The 19,589-nt window shown below is 68.0% G+C and carries 9 protein-coding genes; 7 read left to right on the top strand and 2 right to left on the bottom strand.

Annotated features, from left to right (window positions below):
- Positions 1–114 precede the first annotated feature (114 nt).
- Positions 115–1,698 carry an acyl-CoA carboxylase subunit beta gene (locus QK291_RS08505; RefSeq protein ID WP_282380817.1) on the bottom strand — a complete coding sequence of 528 codons (1,584 nt, stop codon included), beginning with the start codon at positions 1,696–1,698 and terminating at the stop codon, positions 115–117.
- Positions 1,699–1,981: 283 nt separating this feature from the next.
- Between QK291_RS08505 and QK291_RS08500 the strand changes: the two genes are divergently transcribed.
- From QK291_RS08500 to QK291_RS08485, 4 genes are all read left to right on the top strand, one after another.
- Positions 1,982–2,887 carry an NAD(P)-dependent oxidoreductase gene (locus tag QK291_RS08500; protein WP_282380815.1) on the top strand — a complete coding sequence of 302 codons (906 nt, stop codon included), beginning with the start codon at positions 1,982–1,984 and terminating at the stop codon, positions 2,885–2,887.
- Positions 2,888–2,959: 72 nt separating this feature from the next.
- Complete coding sequence (locus QK291_RS08495; protein WP_282380813.1) at positions 2,960–3,880, top strand: biotin--[acetyl-CoA-carboxylase] ligase; 921 nt, start codon at positions 2,960–2,962, stop codon at positions 3,878–3,880.
- A complete protein-coding gene (locus QK291_RS08490) occupies positions 3,873–4,481 on the top strand; it encodes a PH domain-containing protein (RefSeq protein ID WP_282380811.1) in 609 nt (202 codons plus the stop codon). The genes QK291_RS08495 and QK291_RS08490 overlap by 8 nt, the downstream gene beginning before the upstream one ends.
- Before the next feature lie 310 nt (positions 4,482–4,791).
- Positions 4,792–5,865: an adenylate/guanylate cyclase domain-containing protein gene (locus QK291_RS08485; protein WP_282380853.1), complete on the top strand. Its 1,074-nt coding sequence runs from the start codon at positions 4,792–4,794 to the stop codon at positions 5,863–5,865.
- A gap of 385 nt (positions 5,866–6,250) precedes the next feature.
- On the opposite strand, the gene QK291_RS08480 is transcribed toward QK291_RS08485, so the two are convergent.
- Positions 6,251–6,466, bottom strand: a complete 216-nt coding sequence (locus QK291_RS08480; protein WP_282380809.1) for a hypothetical protein — start codon at positions 6,464–6,466, stop codon at positions 6,251–6,253.
- A 193-nt stretch (positions 6,467–6,659) separates the two neighbouring features.
- On the opposite strand from QK291_RS08480, the gene QK291_RS08475 reads away from it, so the two are divergent.
- From QK291_RS08475 to QK291_RS08465, 3 genes are all read left to right on the top strand, one after another.
- On the top strand, positions 6,660–12,200 hold the full coding sequence (locus QK291_RS08475) for an Ig-like domain-containing protein (RefSeq protein WP_282380807.1): 5,541 nt from the start codon (positions 6,660–6,662) through the stop codon (positions 12,198–12,200).
- 207 nt (positions 12,201–12,407) lie between these two features.
- Positions 12,408–18,449 carry an Ig-like domain-containing protein gene (locus tag QK291_RS08470; protein ID WP_282380851.1) on the top strand — a complete coding sequence of 2,014 codons (6,042 nt, stop codon included), beginning with the start codon at positions 12,408–12,410 and terminating at the stop codon, positions 18,447–18,449.
- Positions 18,450–18,570: 121 nt separating this feature from the next.
- A complete protein-coding gene (locus QK291_RS08465) occupies positions 18,571–19,548 on the top strand; it encodes a MoxR family ATPase (RefSeq protein WP_282380805.1) in 978 nt (325 codons plus the stop codon).
- The last annotated feature ends 41 nt before the right edge of the window (positions 19,549–19,589 follow it).

Genomic DNA, 19,589 nt, shown 5'->3' with positions numbered 1-19,589 from the left:
CCTGAGCTGGCGAAGGCTGGGAGCCGGTGGGGACTGGCGAAGGCTGGGAGCCGGTGGGGACTGGCGAAGGCTGGGAGCCGGTGGGGACTGGCGAAGGCTGGGAGCCGGTGGGGATCACAGCGGGATGTTCCCGTGCTTCTTGGCGGGCAGGCTGGCGCGCTTGTCCCGCAGGGCACGCAGGCCCTTGATGATCTGCACCCGGGTCTCGGACGGGGCGATGACCGCGTCCACGTAGCCGAGCTGGGCGGCCTGGTAGGGGTTGAGCAGCTCTTCCTCGTACTGCCGGATGACCTCGGCGCGCTTGGCCTCGACGTCGCCGCCGTCCGCCGCGACCGCGGCGAGCTCGCGGCGGTACAGGATATTGACGGCGCCCTGGGCGCCCATCACGCCGATCTGCGCAGTGGGCCAGGCCAGGTTGAGGTCCGCACCGAGCTTCTTGGAGCCCATCACGATGTACGCTCCGCCGTAGGCCTTGCGGGTGATGACCGTCAGCTTCGGCACCGTTGCCTCGGCGTAGGCGTAGAGCAGCTTCGCGCCGCGGCGGATGATGCCCTGGAACTCCTGGTCCTTGCCCGGCAGGAAGCCCGGCACGTCCACGAGGGTGATGATGGGGATATTGAAGGCGTCGCAGTGCCGGACGAAGCGGGCGGCCTTCTCCGAGGCGGCGATGTCCAGGGTGCCGGCGAACTGCATCGGCTGGTTGGCCACGATGCCCACGGTGTGGCCCTCGACCCGGCCGTAGCCGATCATCACGTTCGGGGCGTAGAGGGACTGCATCTCCAGGAAGTGCGCGTCGTCCACGATCTGTTCAACGACCTTGCGCATGTCGTACGGCTGGTTGGCCGAGTCCGGGATCAGCGCGTCCAGGGCGAGATCGTCGTCGTCGAGCTCCAGTTCCTGGGTGTGCTCCAGCACGGGGGCCTCGGCGAGGTTGTTGGAGGGCAGGAAGTCCAGGAGTTCGCGGACGAACTCGATGGCGTCGGCCTCGTCGGAGGCGAGGTAGGTGGAGGTACCGGTGTTGGCGTTGTGCTGCCGGGCGCCGCCGAGGGTCTCCATGTCCACGTCCTCACCGGTGACGGTCTTGATTACGTCCGGGCCGGTGATGAACATGTGCGAGGTCTTGTCCACCATGACCACATAGTCGGTCAGGGCCGGGGAATAGGCCGCGCCGCCGGCGGAGGGGCCCATGATGAGGGAGATCTGCGGGACCACACCGGAAGCATGGACGTTGTTCCGGAAGATGTCCGCGAACATCGCGAGCGAGGCAACACCTTCCTGGATACGGGCGCCGCCGCCGTCGAGGACGCCGACCACGGGGCAGCCGTTGCGCAGCGCGAATTCCTGGACCTTGACGATCTTCTCGCCGTTGACCTGGCTCAGCGAGCCGCCATAGACGGAAAAGTCCTGGCTGTACACGGCCACGGGGCGGCCGTCCACGGTGCCGTAACCGGAGACCAGGCCGTCGCCCAGCGGCTTCTTCTTCTCCATGCCGAAGGCGCTGGAGCGGTGCACGGCGAGCGCGTCAAACTCGACGAACGAGCCGGCGTCCAGCAACAGGTCGATGCGCTCGCGGGCCGTGTTCTTGCCACGGGCGTGCTGCTTCTCGATCGCTTCCGGGCCCGAAGGCTGCTCAGCACGGGCCTGGCGGTCGCGGAAATCGGCAATCTTTCCCGCGGTCGTGGTCAGATCGTGGCTCATCAAGTGTCTCCGGCTCTGTCGCTGATGTTCTGCTGAATCGTGTGCTGCTGGCGATGCTGTGGTGCGCCGGCCCTGTCCCGCGTGGTGCTTTGGCTGGTATCCACAAAAGCCGGGCCTTGATGGCAAGTCTAGTGACGCTATTGGCCCATGCCGCTGTAGAAAACCTACAAGATTCACCGCGACTCTCACCGGAACCACCACGTGGGCGGGGGCGGCGGCTGTCCGGACACGCGCCAAGCGTCGATGTTACTCGCCAGTAACTTGTGTCGGCTAGAGTGTCCTCATGACTTTGAGCAATGACGCTTCGGGCACCGCCCCGCAGTCCCAGCAGCCAGGGCCCTACCAGGCCGCCGGTTCCCTCCAGGGCCGCACCATCCTCATCTCCGGGGGAAGCCGCGGCATCGGCCTGGCCATCGCCACCCGCGCCGCGCGCGACGGCGCCAACATCGTTCTGATGGCCAAGACCGGCCAGCCGCACGCCAAGCTGGAAGGCACGGTCTACTCCGCCGCCGAACAGATCGAGGAAGCCGGCGGCCAGGCCCTGCCGCTGGTCGGGGATGTGCGCAACGACGCCGACGTGGCCGGCGCGGTGGCTGCCGCCGTCGAACGCTTCGGCGGGATCGACATCGTCATCAACAACGCCTCCGCGATCGACCTGTCCAAAACCGACAACGTCGACATGAAGCGCTATGACCTGATGCAGGACATCAACGTCCGCGGCACCTTCCTGCTCTCCAAGCTCGCCCTGCCCGCCCTGCGCGAATCCGACGCCGGCCAGATCCTGACCCTCTCCCCGCCGCTGAACCTGGACCCCAAGTGGGCCGGCCTGCACCTGGCGTACACGATGGCGAAGTACGGAATGAGCCTGACCACCCTGGGCCTCGCCGAGGAACTGAAGGTCGACGGCATCAGCGTGAACTCACTCTGGCCCTGCACCCTGATCAACACGGCCGCCATCCGCAACATGCCCGGCGGCGACCGGATCGTCCAGGGCGCCCGCGGCCCCGAAATCATGGCGGATGCGGCCCACGCCGTGCTGACCAGCAGCAACGCCATCCCGGAATCGGGCAGCTGGAGCGGGAACTTCTACACGGACGAGCAGGTCCTCGCGGCCGCCGGCGTCACGGACTTCACCCCGTACAGCCTGGGCGCCCCGGAAGAGAAGCTGATTCCTGACATCTTCCTCTGAGTTTCCTGCCGCTTCCCGGCCGGCGGGCGGACCGGCCAGCCGGAGCCGGCGTAACTCGGTAGGATTCAAAGCATGGAAGCCGCGCAGGAAGTCCCGGACCGTCCGCCCCTTGATGTGAACGCCCTCAGCGATGAGGCGTTCCTCTCCGCGCACGGCATTCCTCGGCTCACGGTGGTGGACTCCACCGGCTCCACGAACGCGGACCTGCTCCGCGGTGTCACCGAGGACCCCGCCGCGTACCCGGACCTGACCGTGCTCACCGCCGAATACCAGAGCGCCGCCCGCGGCCGCCTGGACCGCCGCTGGGAAGCGCCGGCCAACAGCTCGGTCTCCGTCTCGCTGGTGCTGCGCCCGGTCAACGCCGAAGGACGACCGCTGCCGACCCAGAGCTACTCCTGGCTCTCGCTGCTGGCGGCACTGGCCCTGCGCGAGGCCCTGCTGGAGACGGCAGGCCTCCCGGCCGAGCTCAAGTGGCCCAACGACGTCCTGGTGCGCGGCCGGAAAATCGCCGGCATCCTGGCCCAGCTGGGCCCGATGGCCGGCGGTGCCGTGCCGCCCGTCGTGCTGGGGACCGGGCTGAACGTCACCCTCACCGAAGCCGACCTGCCGGTACCCAACGCCACGTCGGTCCTGCTGGAACACCCGACGACGGTGGACCGGACCGAGCTGCTCAAGAGCTACCTGTCCCGGTTCGCCACGCTCTACCGCAGCTTCTGCAACGCCGACGGCGATCCCGCCGCCGGGATGGCCGGCGGGCCCTCGCTGCACAAGCGGGTCGAGCACCTGCTGACGACGCTGGGCAAGCAGGTCCGCGCCCAACTGCCCGGCGACCACGAAATCATCGGCCATGCCACCCGCCTGGATGACTACGGCTCACTCATGGTGGTCGACTCCGGGGGACACGAGCACGTGGTGACAGCCGGCGATGTGGTGCACCTGCGGCCCTGGACTCCTCCCGGCCAGAATGCGGGTCACGAAAGCGGTTATGCGTAAAGAGCTCTTCCCGGGCGAGCAGGTGATCGTGGTGACCCGGCCGCAGCCCAGGACCCTGATTGTCCCGGCGCTGCTGTTCATCCTGGTTCCGGCGCTGGCCGCCTACGCCAGCGCCTGGATCGTGAAGGGCGGGCCCGCCCGGCTGGCCCCGCTGCTCAAGGAGTCCGCCAGGGAGTGGACGCCGTGGCTGATCGGGGCGTGCATTACGCTGGCGGCCTGGGTGCTGCTGGGCTACTGCCTGCCGAGAGTCATGAGCTGGCACGCCACCAAATACATCCTGACGAGCCAGCGGCTGGTGGTCCGCTACGGCATGCTGCGGCGGCGGGACCTGCAGGTCTCCCTGGCCACCATTCGTAATGTGGTCATCCATCAGTCGTTGCTCCAACGCGTATTGCGGTCCGGGAATATATCCTTGGATACCGGGTACCCCTCCAGCACGGTGGTCCCCGACGTTCCGGAAGCTGCGACATTCCGCAACTTCATCCACGACGCCATTGACGACCTGCCCCAGGGCGGCGTCCTGGGTGCCGGGGGAGGGCCGTACAACGCAGACGGGGCCTGGCCTGACGAGACGAGAGAAGGTGGAAGAGATGAGCGCTGACAACGTACGCCGTGAAGCAGGACTGCTGGCAGAGGAGCCGTCACACGTTTCTGACGCCTTCGTCGAGGCCGCCAGCCTCGAAGCAGCCGTCCTCGATTCCATCGCCGAAGGCTCGGATGAGGCCGCGGACTCCGCCGCGGATGGGCAGGCCGGCGCTGCTCCGGCCGAACCCGACGACGCCGATTCCGTCGAGACCGACTCGGACCCGTCCGACGCCGAGTTCGCGGCGGACACCAGTCTCGACGCCGACGCCGGCCCCGACCTCGACGCCGATGCCAGCCCTGGCGCCCGCCCCGACGGCACCGCAGGAATGGCTGCCCCCGCGGCGCCCACCGGAACCATGTCCGCCGAACGCGTGGCCCTGAAAGCCCTCGAGCAGCGGCTGCTCGGCGGGGAACGCAAGCTCCGCCGCCGTGAAGTCGCATCCGGCGCCGGACTGTCCCTGCTCTCGGCCCGGAAACTCTGGCGGGCCCTGGGCTTCCCCAATATCGGGGACGAGGACGTTGCGTTCACAGAACGCGACCAGGCCGCGCTGAACACCATTGTGGACCTGGTCCGCGCCGGCAAACTCACCGAGGAAGCCGCCATCTCCGTGACCCGCGCCATCGGCCAGATGACAGACCGCATGGTGGTCTGGCAGGTCGAGGCCCTCGTCGAGGACATGGTCCAGAACCAGGGCGTCACCGACGCCATGGCCCGCAAGCGCCTGGTCGGCGAACTGCCGTCCCTCGTGGACGCGCTCGAGGAAATGCTGCTCTACTCCTGGCGCCGCCAGCTCAACGCCGGCGTCCAGCGCCTTGCCGTGCGCGCCGAGGCCGGGCTGGCATCCAGCGAGGAGGGCCGTGAAGGCGACGAGGATGACGCCCCGCTGCCGCTGGCACGGGCCGTCGGCTTCGCGGACCTGGTCTCCTACACGAGCCTGTCCCGCCGAATGAACGAAAAGACCCTCGCGCAGCTGGTGCAGCGCTTCGAGAACAAGTGTGCCGAGATCATCTCGGTGGGCGGCGGGCGCCTGGTGAAGACCGTCGGCGACGAGGTCCTGTACATCGCCGAGACCCCCGCGGCCGGCGCCGAGATCTCCCTCGCCCTCTGCCAGGCCTTCACCGACGACGAAATCCTGCCGCAGGCCCGCGTGGCCATGGTGTGGGGCCGCATCCTCTCCCGGCTGGGCGACATCTACGGCCCGACGGTCAACCTGGCCGCCCGGCTCACCGCGCTGGCGGATCCGGGGACGGTGCTGGTGGATTCCATGACCGCGGCCGCGCTGGAAGAGGACGACCGCTTCGTCCTGCATCCGCGGCCGGCCGAAGACGTCCGGGGCTTCGGCGAGATCCACCCGGTGCAGCTCCAGCGCGGCAGCGGCCGCGGCCTCGTCCTGGACTAATCGGCCCCTGCGCTGCGCCGATGCCGTTCCCTTCGGGCGCGACGCGCCCGGGTTTTTCAAATCGATAGCTAATATGCAATAGTCAAAGCTATCCGACACCAGCCAAGGCCGATGCCCCATGCTTGGATGCCGTGACTCTGGGGGGCACCGCACACATGAAGACCTTGCTGTCAGCACTGCGGCCAAAAACCCGCCGACCGGTTACGGCACGCCCTCTCACGGCCCGCCGCCGACGTTTTCTGGCCGGAACCGGCCTTGCTGCCGCCTCCGCCGTCCTCATCACGGGCGCCGTCATCTATCCGGGGTTTAAGACCACTGAGGTGGAGTTGAACGATGGTGGAGTGTGGGTGGTGTCGAAGTCCAAGAATGCGGTGGGGCGGTTGAATTATCCGTCGCGGGTGTTGGATGGGGCGGTGACGCCGGCGAGTACGACGTTTGATGTGTTGCAGGATGCCGGGACGGTGTTTGTTGATGACAGTGCGGGTTCGACGTTGAACCAGGTGTCGGCGGCGAACATGCGTTTGGGTGGGGATAAGAAGCTGCCGGGGTCCGCGGCGGTGAGTTTCGGGTCGCAGGTGATGTCGGTGACGGATGCGGCCAAGGGGACGGTGTGGGCGCTTTCGCCGTCGACGGTGAATGGTTTTGATGAGGAGAGTTCGGAGCCGGTGTTGACGGGTTCGGCCGGGACGGTGTCGGCGGTCGGGGCTGATGACCGGATTTACAGTGCGGATCCGAAGTCCGGGCAGGTCACGGTGACGAGTGTGGATGCCGGGGGTGCGGTTACGGATTCGACGGTGAGTTCCTGGGAGGGGCTCAAGGGTGCCGGGGATCTGCAGTTGGCGGTCGTGGGGGACCAGCCGGTGGTGCTGGATGCGGGGCGGGGGAAGTTGTTCCTGCCGGGCGGGCGTGAGCTGGCGTTGGCGGAGGCGCGGGATGCGAAGCTGCAGCTTTCGGGTCCGGCGGCGGATGCGGTGGCGGTCGCGACGCCGAAGGCGCTGTTGCGCCAGCCGCTGGATGGTTCGACGGCGAAGACGGTGACGTTCGGCGGGCAGGGTGTTCCGGCGGCGCCGGTGCAGCTGGCGGGGTGTGTGCATGCGGCGTGGTCGGGGGCGAACAAGTATGTGCGTGAGTGTGTCAGTGATGCCGATGACAAGACGGTGGATGTGCCCAAGGCCAGCGCCTCGCCGTCGTATGCGTTCCGGGTCAACCGGGATCTGGTGGTCCTCAATGATGTGAATTCCGGCAATGTCTGGCTGGTCAACCAGAACATGCAGCTGGTCAACAACTGGGACGACGTCGTCCCGCCCAAGCAGACCTCCGACGATGCGGACAAGGATTCCGCCGACGAGGTCCAGCAGACCGTCCTGCCGGACCGGACCAAACCCAACAGCGCTCCCGTGGCCAATCCGGACAGCTTCGGCGTCCGCGCCGGTAAGACCACGATCCTTCCCGTACTCGATAACGACACCGACCCCGACGGCGACATCCTCACCGTCCAGGCCCCCGATCCGGTCAAATCCGGACTCCTGGCGCCGATCTACGGCTCCACCGGCTTCCAGGTCAGTGTCCCGGCGGAGCAGACCGGCTCGGAGACCTTCAAATATTCGGCCGACGACGGCCGCGGGCTCTCCGCCACAGCCGACATCACGCTCACCGTCATCCCCGCGGGGGAGAACTCCGCGCCGCGGCAGAAACCCAACCGGAACACCTCCCTGGTGGTGCAGTCCGGCAAGCTTGTCACCCAGAACATCCTCCCGGACTGGATCGACCCCGACGGCGACGACCTCTACGTGGTCAGCGCCACCAGCAGCGACCCCCGGGACCAGCTCAAGGCCCGTCCCGACGGGCTGCTCAGCTTCCAGGATGCCGGCGCCGAGCCCGGTCGCAAGATCGTCACCGTCACGGTCTCCGATGGTCAGTCCAGCACCGAAGGCAAGATCACCGTCGACGTCCGGGCACCCGGGGCCCTGCCGCCGATCGCCAACGCGGACCACCTCGTAGCCGTTGCCGGGGTGGACACTGTCGTCACCCCGCTCAAGAATGACTCCGATCCCCAGGGCGGCGCGCTGCGCCTCGCCCAGGTCAGCCCCGACGGCAACTCCACCGCCGCGATGGGTGCGGACCAGCAGACCTTCACGTTCAACTCCACCGCCCAAGGCGCCCACTACGTCACCTACCTTGTGACCAACGGCCCGGCCAGCGGCCAGCAACTGGTCAGGGTCGACGTCGTGCCCGGCAACGGCGACGGCGCCCCGGTGGCCGTGCGGGACACCGCCCTGCTCCCCAGCGGCGGCAGCGTCCTGGTGGATGTCCTGGGCAACGACTCCGACCCCTCCGGCGGCGTGCTGGTGGTCCAGTCCGTCACGGCCGAAGACGGGCAGCCCGTGAGCGTCTCCGTCCTGGACCACTCGGTGGTCCGGATCACCGATATCCGCGCTCAGGGCCAGCTCAACGTCACCTACACCATCTCCAACGGCAAGTCCTCAGCCAGCGGCGAGATCGCCGTCCTCGTGGTCCCGGCCCCCGCCAAACTCCAGGCCCCGCAGGCCAAACCGGACGAAGCGACCGTAAGGGCCGGCGACGTCGTCACCATCCCCGTCCTCGAGAACGACACCGACCCCAACGGCGGAAAGCTGACCCTCGAACCGGTCCTCGCGCAGCAGCCCGACGCCGCCGACGGCCGCATCTTCCCTTCCGGCAACACCCTGCGCTTCATCGCCGGTGAAGCGCCCAAGACCGTGTACGCGATCTACAAGGTCACCAACGACTCCGGACAATCGGACTCCCAGCAGCTCACCATCCGGATCCGGGCCCGCGACGACGAGCGGAACACCCGCCCGGAACCGAAAAACCTGACCGCCCGCGTCGTGGCCGGGATGGTGGTCCGCATTCCCGTGCCGCTGGACGGCATCGACTCCGACGGCGACTCCGTCCAGCTGATCGGTATCGACAGGGCCCCCGCCACGGGAACTGCGCTGGTGAAGGACGGCTACCTTGAATTCACTGCCACCGGCAACGCCGCCGGCACGGACACCTTCAACTACCGCGTCCGGGACCGGATCGGCGCCGAAAACACCGGCACCGTGATTGTCGGCATCGCCCCGCCGGAAGCCAACAACCAGAAACCCATCGCCATGGACGACGCCGTCGACGTCCGCCCCGGCCGCAAGATCGCCGTCGACGCCCTCAGCAACGACTCGGACCCCGACGGGGACCCGATCAGCCTGGTCTCGAACGCCTTCGAAGCCCGCCCCGAACTGCAGGTGGAAGCAGCCGACGGCGGCAAGGTGCTCCTCACGGCGCCCGGCACCGCCGGCAACGAGAGCGTCAGCTACAAGGTCCAGGACGATAAAAAAGCCCAGGGCAGCGCCGTGATCCGCGTCCGGATCAGCCCCGAGGCAGCCCTCAAGCCCCCGGTCGCCAAGGACGACGTGGTCACCCCCGCGGAGACCCTCGGCAAGTCCGCCGTCGACGTCCCGGTCCTGAAGAACGACTCGGACCCCGACGGCGTCGCCGCCGAACTCAAGGTCTCCCTGCCCGACGGCAACCCGAACGCCCGGGTCGGAGGCGACGGCAACGTCGTCGTCGCCCTGGTCCCGAAGGACCAGTTGGTCCCGTACACCGTCACCGACGTCGACGGCCAAAGCGCGACGGCAATCATCTGGGTTCCGGGGCAGGGCGAGCAGCACCCGAGCCTGGCGCGCACCGACGTCGTGGAAGTGATGGCGGGCCAGGAAATCACCCTCGACCTGAACGAGTACGTCCGGGTCCGGGACGGGCGCACCCCGCGCATCACGCAGGTGGACAAGGTCCGGGTGCAGGGGGCCGCGACGGAGAACGTGGTGGCCGGGAACGGCTCCGCGCTGCGCTACGCCGCACTCGAGGACTACGTCGGCCCCGGCTCCGTGACCTTCGAGGTCACCGACGGGACCGGCCCGGACGATCCGCAGGGCCTCACCTCGACCCTGAGCATCATCACCCGGGTCCTCCCGGACCCGAACGCCAACCACCAGCCCAGCTTCAGCGGCACCGATCTGGAGGTGCCGAAGGCCGAATCCGTCAGCCTGGAGCTCGGCAACCTCGCCAAGGACGTGGACTCCGGAGACCAGGAAAAGCTCAAGTTCGAGCTTGACGGCACCCTGCCGGACGGGTTCCAGGCCACGATCGAGGGCCAGACCCTCAAGGTCACCGCGGAAGCCACCAGCGCCGCGGGACGCCAGGGGACCATCCCGCTGAAGGTCACCGACGGCCGCTCCGAACCGGTCAAGGCCACGGTGGCCGCCACCGTCGTCGCCTCCAACCGGCCCCTCCCGACGGCAAACGAGGACGTCATCGAGGGTGCCAATGCGGGCAGGACCGAGACCATCAACGTCCTGGCCAACGACTTCAACCCCTTCGGTGGGACTCCGCTGAAGATCATCTCGGCAACGGTCGAAACCGGCTCCGCCGCGGGCGCCCCGGCCGTGACCGGGGACTCCATCACGGTCACTCCCGCCGAGGGCTCCAAGGGCGTGATGGTGATCCGCTACACCGTGCAGGACAAAACCGAGGACCCCACGCGTCAGGCGAGCGGCCGGGTGCGCATCACGGTCCGGGACAAGCCGGACGCACCGTCGGCACCGTCCGCGACGGACGTCCGCAGCCGCACCGCCGTGCTCAAGTGGGCCCCGCCGTCGGACAACGGCGCCGCCATTCGCAAGTACACCGTCACTTCCAGCGGCTTCAGCCAGGACTGCGCCACCACCACGTGTACGCTCAGCGGCCTGACCAACGACGTCAAGTACGTCTTCACCGTCACCGCCACCAACGAGGTGGGGGAGTCAGCGCCCTCGGCGGCGTCCAACGAAATCCGGCCCGATGAAAAGCCGTCCCCGCCGGAGGCCCCGACGGTCAAGGCCGGTGACAAGAACATGGTCGTCAACTGGGCCCCGGCCAAGACCGAGGGCTCGGCCGTCAAGAGCTACAACCTGGAGATCTCCCCGCCGCCGGCCAGCGGGATTGGCGTGAAGAACGGCGTCACCGGCCTGAACTACACCTGGCCGGGACTGACCAACGGCGTGCGCTACAAGGTGCGTGCCCAGGCCGTCAACGAGCTTGGCCCGTCCGAGTGGGGGATCTACTCCGCCGAGGACAACCCCGCCGGTGTCCCGGCAGCCCCGGCGGCACCGACGACGGCGGTTGACTCTGCCGTGGGCACCTCAAACCAGCTCAAGGTGAACTGGGCCGAACCGAACACCAACGGCGACGCGATCAAGAACTACTACGTCACCATGAGCGGCGGCGGCGGAGCCGCCCAGACCCAGATGGTGGCCGGGACGGTCCGGACCGCTAACTTCACCGCGAACAACTCCGAGGCGTCCTACACCTTCACTGTCCAGGCCGAAAACAAGGCAGGCAAGGGTGCCGTCAGCGCAGCCTCGGCGCCGCGCCGCGCCACCGGCAAGCTCTCGACGGTCTCCGGCGTGAGCGCCACCGAGGCCAACACCGGCGGTGCGGGCCGGGCCGTGACGATCAACTTCCGGGAACTCAGCAACGCCGAGCGCAACGGCTCCGCCCCCAACGAGGTCAGCTACACGTACAGGGCAAGCACCGGCCAGTCCGGCCCCATCAGGCCCGGGCAGACCGTGGGCGGGTTCACGAACGGGGCCGCCACGACCATCACCGTGACCGCGAACTCCACCGTGGCGCCAAGCTCGGACGCCAGTACCGGAGCCCCCGCCACGCCGTACGGTGCGCCAGGAACCCCCTCGGCGTCCGGCCAGAACGGCGCGGAGAACCAGAAGAGCCTGAGTTTCAGCTGGAGCTCGCCGTCGACCTCGACCAACGACGTCGCCTATACCCAGATCAAGATCGACGGCGGGGGCTGGGAACGGGTCGCGGGGTCAGGAAGCCGGACGGTCAACACCGCCGGCTTCGACGAACGGCACACCATCCAGGTCCAGACCGTCAACTCCCTTGGGACCGGCGGCCCGGTTGCCTCAGCCTCCGCCCAGTCCGGACCGCCGCAGCGCGTCTGGACCACCCGGGTCAAGACCTCGGATCCGAACTTCGTGCGCACCTGCACCTACACGCAGGGCGGCTCGAACTACCGTCCCACTCCCTACTTCGACTGCGACGGCGTCAACAACGGCGACTCGCCCCCATGGTTCTACAAGAACAGCGGGGAGACCATCGTGGTCAAGTGCTACATCGTGCAAAACGACAACTGGACCAACTCCCCGGACACCGAGTGGTACCGGGTGGAATCAGGCTCCAACCGGAACGTTGGCCGGTACGTGATCGCGGGGCACACCCAGCTCGGTGCGCCGTACAGTCTCGGGATTCCCCGATGCTGAAGGCGGCAGGGAAGTCCTCCCCATCGCGCACCCCCGGCAGGTTCGGTAGGCTGTCGCGGGAAGTGAGGTCCTGGTCTCGGGTCCGCCACGGGAATCACTACGCCTTTTTGAAGGAAATCTGAAGCTGTGACACGTCTCTTCGCCACGCTGGGGTCCAGGAAGCCGGGCTTCGATCATCCGGGGTCACATAAACGGCGCAACAAGCTCATCGCCGTTACCGCCTCCATCTCCGCTGCCGCGGTGCTGGTCACGGCTGCCGTCATCTATCCGGGGTTTAAGACCACTGAGGTGGAGTTGAACGATGGTGGGGTGTGGGTGGTGTCGAAGTCCAAGAATGCGGTGGGGCGGTTGAATTATCCGTCGCGGGTGTTGGATGGGGCGGTGACGCCGGCGAGTACGACGTTTGATGTGTTGCAGGATGCCGGGACGGTGTTTGTTGATGACAGTGCGGGTTCGACGTTGAACCAGGTGTCGGCGGCGAACATGCGTTTGGGTGGGGATAAGAAGCTGCCGGGGTCCGCGGCGGTGAGTTTCGGGTCGCAGGTGATGTCGGTGACGGATGCGGCCAAGGGGACGGTGTGGGCGCTTTCGCCGTCGACGGTGAATGGTTTTGATGAGGAGAGTTCGGAGCCGGTGTTGACGGGTTCGGCCGGGACGGTGTCGGCGGTCGGGGCTGATGACCGGATTTACAGTGCGGATCCGAAGTCCGGGCAGGTCACGGTGACGAGTGTGGATGCCGGGGGTGCGGTTACGGATTCGACGGTGAGTTCCTGGGAGGGGCTCAAGGGTGCCGGGGATCTGCAGTTGGCGGTCGTGGGGGACCAGCCGGTGGTGCTGGATGCGGGGCGGGGGAAGTTGTTCCTGCCGGGCGGGCGTGAGCTGGCGTTGGCGGAGGCGCGGGATGCGAAGCTGCAGCTTTCGGGTCCGGCGGCGGATGCGGTGGCGGTCGCGACGCCGAAGGCGCTGTTGCGCCAGCCGCTGGATGGTTCGACGGCGAAGACGGTGACGTTCGGCGGGCAGGGTGTTCCGGCGGCGCCGGTGCAGCTGGCGGGGTGTGTGCATGCGGCGTGGTCGGGGGCGAACAAGTATGTGCGTGAGTGTGTCAGTGATGCCGATGACAAGACGGTGGATGTGCCCAAGGCCAGCGCCTCGCCGTCGTATGCGTTCCGGGTCAACCGGGATCTGGTGGTCCTCAATGATGTGAATTCCGGCAATGTCTGGCTGGTCAACCAGAACATGCAACTGGTCAACAACTGGGACGACGTCGTCCCGCCCAAGAACCAGTCCGATGACCAGGACCAGGAGTCGGCGGACACCAACACCGTCAACGTCCTACCGGACCGCACCAAACCCAACCGTCCCCCGGAAACCAAGCCCGACGCCGTCGGCGTCCGCCCGGGCCGCACCACCATCCTGTCCGTACTGGACAACGACTCGGACCCCGACGGCGACGTCCTCACCGCCTCCGCGGGCGCCAACGGCCCGGCCGCCGGCAGCCTCGAGAACATCTACGGCGGCACCGCGTTCCAGATCACGGTCCCGGCCGATACGAAGCCCGGCACCGAAACCTTTGGCTACAACGCCGCCGACGGCCGCGGGCTCTCCGCCGCCGGAAGCATCACCCTGAACGTTGTCGGCCTGGACGAGAACGCTCCGCCCCTGTTCAAACGCGGCGAACCCACCACGATGCTGGTAGAGCAGGGTAAAACCGTCAGCCAGAACATCCTCACCGACTGGACCGACCCCGACGGCGACGACCTGGTGCTGATGGACGCCAAGGCCGACAACGACCAGGACCAGGTCAAGGTCCGCCGCGACGGTCTGCTCACTTATCAGGACTCCGGCGCCGCGCCGGGCAAGAAGTCCGTCACCGTGACCGTCTGGGACGGCCGGGCCACCAGCACCGGCAAGGTTACCGTAAACGTCCAGCCCCCCGGTGCCATGCAGCCCGTGGTCAACGCCGACCACGTCACGGCCGTCGTCGGCCAGGACCTCGTGATCGCGCCGCTCAAGAACGACGTCGACCCCAACGGTGGCGCGCTGCGCCTGGCCCAGGTCGAGGCCGCCGGCACCGCGGAATTGGGTCAAGTGACCGACGGCGGAACCTTCACCTTCCGCAGCGGCACCCCCGGCCCCATCTACCTGACGTACATCGCCAGCAACGGCCCGCAAAGCAGCCAGGGCCTGATCCGCGTGGACGTCGAATCCGGCAAGGACACCGGCGACCCGGTGGCCGTGCACGACGTCGCCCTGATGCCCGTCGGCGGCAGCGTGCTCCTGGACCCGCTGGCCAACGACTCGGACCCCTCCGGCGGCGTGCTGGTGCTGCAATCCGTCCAGCTGCCCGAGAACGCGACCGCCTCGGTCAGCGTCATCGACCACAGCGTCCTGCGGATCACCGACGTTGTCGGCACCAAGGACCCGTTCACCTTCCGCTACACCATGTCCAACGGCACCAAATCGGCCACCGGCAGCGTCTCCGTGGTTCCCGTCCCGGCTCCCGCCGTCGTCGAGGCCCCGCAGCCCAAACCGGACGAGGTGAACGTGCGGGTCAACGACGTCGTCACCATCCCGGTGCTGGCCAACGACACCCACCCCCAAGGCGAGAAGCTCAGCGTGGACCCCGTCCTGCCGCAGCCCGTCCCCGAAACGGACGGGAAAAGCTTCGTGTCTGAAAACACCCTCCGCTTCATCGCCGGCGCGGAACCTAAGACCGTCCGGGCGATCTACAACGCCGTCGACCCGCAGGGCCAGAAGAGCGCCGCGGCCGTCACCATCCACATCCTGCCGCTGGAGGGCGCGGAAAACTCCCGCCCGCAGCCGCGGAACCTCACGGCCCGTGTGGTGGCCGCCGGGTCCGTGCGGATTCCGGTGGAACTCGACGGGATCGACCCCGACGGCGACTCCGCCCAGCTGACGGGAATCGACAGCACCCCGGCGATGGGCACCGCCACCGTGGGCAGCAACTTCATCGACTTCACCGCAGCCGGCGACGGCGCCGGCACGGACACCTTCCGCTACAAAGTCGTCGACCGGCAGGGGGCCGTCAACACCGGCACCGTGACCGTCGGCATCGCCCCGCGCGGGGACACGAACCAGTTGCCCACCCCGGTGGATGACGAGGTCAAGGTCCGCCCCGGACGGCAGATCGCCGTGGACGCCACCGGCAACGACTCCGACCCCGACGGAGACCAGATCCGGATCATCAGCGACGGCATCGAAGCCGCTCCGGAACTGCAGGCCACCGTCAGCAAGCAGTCGTCCCGCATCATCCTGCTCGCCCCCGGTGCGGAAGGCACCGTCAACGTGCGCTACTCCGTGGCGGACGACCGGGGCGCCACGGCGCAGGCCGCCATCGCCGTCAAGGTGCAGGCAGACGTGCCGCTGCTGGCCCCGATCGCCCGGGACGACCGGGTGACCTCCGCCCAGACGCTCGGCAAGACCGCCGTCGACGTTCCCGTCCTCAAGAACGACGAGGACCCCGACGGCGTCGGCGAGAACCTCAAAATCGCCACCGACGCCAAGACCGCCCGGCCCGGCGCCGAGGGCACCATGAATGTGGAGCTCACCGAACAGCCGCAGCTCATCCCGTACACGGTCGAGGACCTCGACGGCCAGAAATCCACCGCCATCATCTGGGTGCCGGGCGTGGGCCAGCAGGTCCCCACCCTGGCCAAGGACGAGGTCATTGAACTCGTCGCCGGCCAGTCCGTCACCGTGGACCTCAAGGAATGGGTCAAGGTCCGCGAGGGTCGCTCACCGCGCCTGACCCAGACCGACCGGATCAAACTGATCGGCTCTGACGGTTCGGACGCCGTGGCCGGCAACGGCACCGCCCTCAAATACACCGCCGGCCAGGACTACGTGGGCCCGGGCTCGCTCAGCTTCGAAGTCACCGACGGCTCCGGGCCGGACGACCCCGCCGGACTGAAGTCCACCCTCAGCATCCGCACCAAGGTGCTCCCGGACCCCAACCGGAACAACCCGCCGGTGCTGCTGGGCAGCGCGGTGGAGGTGCCCAAGGCGGACTCCACCACGATCGATCTGGGCAAACTGACCACCGACCCCGATGACGGCGACGTGGACAAGATGACGTACGAACTGGTGGGCGGTGTCCCGGCAGGATTCGACGCGGACATCAACGGGAAGACCCTGAAGGCCTCCGCCAAGGACGGCACCGCCGCCGGCGCCACAGGGGCGGTCCAGGTCAAGGCCAAGGACACCCGCGGTCTCGAGGCCACCGCCACCTACCAGCTGACCGCCACCGCCTCCAACCGGCCCAAACCCGTGGCCAACGACGATCTTGAACCCAACGCCGCCGCCGGCAAACCCGTCAACGTGCGGGTGCTCGACAACGACGCCAATCCGTTCCCGGAGGCGGCACTGAAAATCGTGTCGGCTGTGACCGAGACCGGTCAGGGCTCCGCCGCCGTCACCGGGGACACCGTCACGGTGACCCCAGCCGACGGGTTTTCCGGGACCATGATTGTGGCCTACACAGTGGCGGACAAGACCGGGGAGTCCTCACGGAACGCGACGGCGCGGATCCGGCTGACGGTCAAGGACAAGCCGCTGGCGCCGACTACACCGCAGGCTGCAAGCGTGGGGGACGGCACCGCCTTGCTGAACTGGACTGCGCCCGCGGACCGTGGCTCGGCCATCACCAAGTACACAGTTTCCGGCGAGGGCGGCTACAGCCAGGACTGCCCGGCCAACTCCTGCACGCTCACCGGGCTGACCAACAACACGAAGTACCACTTCCAGGTCACGGCCACCAACGCCCTGGGCACCTCCGAACGCTCCCCGGCGTCGGCCGAAGTACGCCCTGACGTCAAGCCGGACACCCCGACCGCGCCCGCCGTGAAGTTCGGCGACACCCAGCTCACGGTGGCCTGGGCTGCCCCGGCGTCCAAGGGTTCGCCGGTCAAGTCCTACGACCTGGAGATCTCCCCGGCACCAGCCGGGCAGAACGCCCAGATCCAGAACCTGACCTCGGTGAACTACGTCTGGAAGGGACTCAAGAACGGCGTGGCCTACAAGGTGCGCGTCCTGGCCCGCAACGACGCCAAGGAGCCCTCCGAATGGAGCGGCTACTCGGCCGCCGAGACCCCCGCCGGGGTGCCCGTCACCCCGGCAGCGCCGAGCGCCAGCCAGGCCGGGTCCGTCGGCAGCCAGACCCAGCTGAAGGTGAACTGGACAGCCCCGAACAACAACGGCGACGCTGTTTCGGCCTATACGCTGACCACCCTGAACGGCGGCGCCGCCGTTGCAACCCAGCAGGTGTCCGGCACCATGCAGAACGTCACCGTGAACAACTCGGAGGCGAACTACACGTTCACGGTGTCCGCGACAAACAAGGCCGGAACCTCCGGGACCAGCGCCCAGTCCGCCGCCGTGCGCGCCGTGGGCAAACCCGCGATGGTGGGCCAACCCTCGGCGACCCTGGTGGACACCGGCGGCGACGGCGGCAAGATTGACGTCCGCTTCGCCGCCCTCTCCGCAGAGCAGCGCAACGGCTCCAGCGCCGGTGAAATCACGTACAAGTACAAGCTCACGTCCGGTTCCGGCAGCGGGAACATCCCGGCCGGCGGCGGGGTGGTGGCCGCCCCCAACGGGACCGCCACCGCCGTGGTGGTCTGGGCGGTCTCCTCGAGGAGCTCCAGCACCGGCGACGGCAGCCCAGCCTCGGCGTCGGTGAACCCCTACGGACTCGCGTTCGCACCGGCCGTCACCGGGGCCAAGAGCAGCGGAGTGGGGGACAAAACGGTGTCCTGGACCTGGAACGCGCCGAACGGCAACGGACGGCCCGTCACCGGCTACCAGTACAGCGTCGACGGCGGAGCCTGGCAGGACACGCAGCAGCGGTCCTTCTCCAAGAGCGTGGGCTTCAGCGAGACCGTCACCCTGCGGGTCCGCGCTGTCAGCGGAGGCCAGAACGGACGGATCGGCAGCGACACCTCCCGCAGCGGGTCGGAGCCGCCGCCACCGGTTCCGGTGTTGTCCCAGATCCAGGCGCACAACAGTACGTGTCCCGGCAAGCCAAATCAGACCGACACGTACAGTCCCAGCGGCCCGTCGTGCGGCGCCGGCTGGGTCGAACGGACCGAGGGCAAGCTCAACATCAATTGCACCAAGGACATCTACGGCAACGGCACCCCCTGGTACCGCGTCACCGAAGGCAGCCACCCGGGCTGGTTCGTGAAGTCCACCACCGTGGACCTCTTTGGACCCCGGCCCGGAGGCTGCTGATGCGTGCACCGACAATGGCTGCCGGACACCGCGGGACTCCGCGCCGGCGGCACCCCCAGCAAGTCCACCCAAGACAGAATCACCCAGCACAGAATCACCCAGACAAGAAGAGGACCACCCCATGACCATGACCACCGAACAGGCCGAATGGTTTTCCGGCACCTTCGAGAAGCTCGTCGCCAACGTGGGCCAGGCCGTCCTGGGCAAGACCCACGTCATCCGGCTGACCTTTACCGCGATGCTCGCCGAGGGGCATGTCCTCTTCGAGGACGCCCCGGGCACCGGCAAGACCATGCTGGCGCGGGCCCTCGCGGCCACCGTCCAGGGCTCCAACAACCGCATCCAGTTCACCCCGGATCTGCTGCCCTCGGACGTCACCGGTGTGACCATCTACGACCAGAAGACGCAGAAGTTCGAGTTCCACAAGGGGCCGATCTTCAACAACATCGTCCTCGCCGACGAAATCAACCGTGCCTCGCCGAAGACCCAGTCGGCGCTGCTTGAGGTCATGGAGGAATCCCGCGTCACGGTGGACGGCACCACCTACGAGGCCGGCCGGCCGTTCATGGTGATGGCGACCCAGAACCCGATCGAGCAGGCCGGCACCTACCGGCTGCCCGAGGCCCAGCTGGACCGCTTCCTGATCAAGACCTCCATCGGCTACCCGGACCACGCCTCCACGGTGCAGCTGCTCGGCGGCGCCAACCTCAAGGACCGTTCCAAGGCCCTCACACCGGTCATCACCACCCAGGCGATCGCGGACATGGCCGACCTCGCCGCCACGACGCACGTGGACACCGCCGTGCTCGAATACATCGCCCGGTTGTGCGAGGAGACCCGCAACGCCCCGGAAACCCGCCTCGGCGTCTCCGTCCGTGGCGCCCTCGCCATGGTCCGCGCCGCCAAAGTCTGGGCCGCCAGCCAGGGACGCAACTTCGTTCTGCCGGACGACGTCAAGGACCTGGCCGCCGTCGTCTGGACCCACCGCTTCGTGATGGACCCGGAAGCCGAATTCTCCGGCGCCACCCCTGAGGCCGTGCTGACGCGCGTCCTCGCCGCGGTCGCCGCGCCGCAGCAGCGTGCCGCCCTTGTCTCCTGACACCGGCTCCTGACACCGGCTCCTGACACCGGCTCCAAAGC

This window comes from Arthrobacter sp. AL12, assembly GCF_029960645.1.
Classification (GTDB): domain Bacteria; phylum Actinomycetota; class Actinomycetes; order Actinomycetales; family Micrococcaceae; genus Arthrobacter.
The sequence above is the reverse complement of the archived record's forward strand: the minus strand, read 5'-3'. Positions and strand labels throughout refer to the sequence as shown.

What these genes read in the sequence shown, in the direction of transcription:
- QK291_RS08505 (WP_282380817.1), bottom strand. Translation starts at nt 1,698, where the DNA reads ATGAGCCACGATCTGACCACGACCGCGGGAAAGATTGCCGATTTCCGC.
- QK291_RS08500 (WP_282380815.1), top strand. Translation starts at nt 1,982, where the DNA reads ATGACTTTGAGCAATGACGCTTCGGGCACCGCCCCGCAGTCCCAGCAG.
- QK291_RS08495 (WP_282380813.1), top strand. Translation starts at nt 2,960, where the DNA reads ATGGAAGCCGCGCAGGAAGTCCCGGACCGTCCGCCCCTTGATGTGAAC.
- QK291_RS08490 (WP_282380811.1), top strand. Translation starts at nt 3,873, where the DNA reads ATGCGTAAAGAGCTCTTCCCGGGCGAGCAGGTGATCGTGGTGACCCGG.
- QK291_RS08485 (WP_282380853.1), top strand. Translation starts at nt 4,792, where the DNA reads ATGGCTGCCCCCGCGGCGCCCACCGGAACCATGTCCGCCGAACGCGTG.
- QK291_RS08465 (WP_282380805.1), top strand. Translation starts at nt 18,571, where the DNA reads ATGACCATGACCACCGAACAGGCCGAATGGTTTTCCGGCACCTTCGAG.